Source organism: Arcicella sp. GW458-12-2-14-TSB2, assembly GCF_059423785.1.
The window spans coordinates 1-1,917 of sequence record NZ_JBWKYN010000335.1; the positions used below are offsets into that span (position 1 = coordinate 1).

General features: G+C 37.6%; 1 protein-coding gene. It reads left to right on the forward strand.

Annotation, left to right across the window (positions count from 1 at the left end):
- Nucleotides 1-148: 148 nt before the first annotated feature.
- A complete protein-coding gene (locus AC07XN_RS24255; protein WP_494744917.1) occupies nucleotides 149-1,789 on the forward strand; it encodes a polysaccharide lyase in 1,641 nt (546 codons plus the stop codon).
- Nucleotides 1,790-1,917: the final 128 nt, after the last annotated feature.

A 1,917-nucleotide genomic window follows, 5' to 3' on the forward strand; every position in this document is an offset into this window, starting at 1 on the left:
GTACTAATTTTGGAAATAATATACTTTTTTAGCTAATTATAATTTTTGGTTTAGCGAAAGTTTTCATAAACTCAACATGCTTGGTTTTGATAGTCATATAAAGAGGTTTGTAGCTGATTATCAATACTAAATTTATTAACAATCACAGATGAAAAAGATTTCTTTCTCAACAATACTCCGAGTAGTATTGGTTTTGCTAACATTACAGCAATCGGCTTTTGCTCAGTATCCTCAAATTCCTGCCGATATCCAAAAACAAAGCGACTCGTTACTTAATGCAAGTAGAAAACAATCTGATATTGCTTGGCAAAAAGCTTTGCCTATTATTCAGAAAGAATCGCGTGAAGGAAAACCATATATTCCTTGGGCTGCTCGTCCTATTGATTTACCACAAGCAAGTATTCCTGCGTTTCCTGGTGCTGAAGGTGGCGGAGCGTACTCTTTTGGTGGCCGTGGCGGAAAAGTATATGTCGTAACAAGTTTGGAAGATAATGGCCCAGGTTCTTTGCGTGAAGCTTGCGAGCAAGGTGGTGCAAGAACAGTTGTTTTTAATGTGGCAGGTATTATTCGTTTAAAAACACCTTTGATTATTCGTGCTCCTTATATCACAATTGCTGGTCAAACAGCTCCAGGCGATGGTGTCTGTGTGGCGGGTGAGTCTGTTTGGATTAATACACACGACGTAGTAATTCGTTTTATGCGTTTTAGAAGAGGAGAAACCAATGTTGGCCGTCGTGATGATTCAATCGGAGGAAACCCAATTGGTAATATCATGATTGACCACGTTTCAGCAAGCTGGGGCTTAGATGAAAATATGTCTATGTATCGTCACATGTACAATGATAGTACAGGTAAAATTGAAGATAAATTACCTACTGTTAACATTACGATTCAAAACTCAATTTTCTCTGAAGCACTAGATACTTGGAATCATGCTTTTGGAAGTACATTAGGTGGTGAAAACTGTACGTTTATGAGAAACCTTTGGGCAGATAATGCTGGCCGTAATCCATCAATCGGATGGTTTGGTATTTTCAATTTTGTAAACAACGTAATGTTCAACTGGGTACACCGTTCGACAGATGGTGGAGATTACCGTGCTATGTATAATATTATCAATAACTATTACAAGCCAGGCCCACTTACGCCAAAAGATTCGCCTATTGGGTATCGTATTTTAAAGCCTGAATCTGGTAGAAGTAAACTAGGTTACTTAACGTTCGGTCGTGCTTATGTTCATGGCAACATTATGGAAGGTAATGATCGAGTAACCAAGGATAACTGGGACGGCGGGGTGCAAGTAGAGAATTTTGCCGATGCAGATAAATATACAGCAGATATTAAATGGAATAGTCCATTGCCAATGCCTAAACTAACTATCTTACCTGCGACACAAGCACGTGATTATGTATTAGCCAACGCAGGAGCAACCCTTCCAATCAGAGACGCCGTAGATACTCGTGTGATTGAACAAGTTCGTACAGGAAAAATTAAGTATACAGAAGGTGTTAAATTACCAGAAACTCAATTTAAGCACCGTCGTTTACCAATTGATTCATACAAGCAAGGTATCATTACTGACATCAGTCAAGTTGGTGGATACCCAGCGTATAAAGGAGTAGCATACAAGGATTCGGATAACGATGGTATGTCAGATACTTGGGAGATAAAAAATGGATTAAATCCTAAAGATGCTTCTGACGCAGCTAAAGACAGAAACAAAGATGGTTATACAAACATTGAGGAATATTTAAATAGCGTGGTTGCTTTAAAAACGGTAAAACCATAATATTAAAAAAACTTTAAAAGTAAAAGGGAGATTGATGAATCAGTCTCCCTTTTACTTTTTTAAAATAATCCTATAAGAAATTACCCAAAAATACAGTATACAGATGATGTTTTTTCGCTTCTTACTAT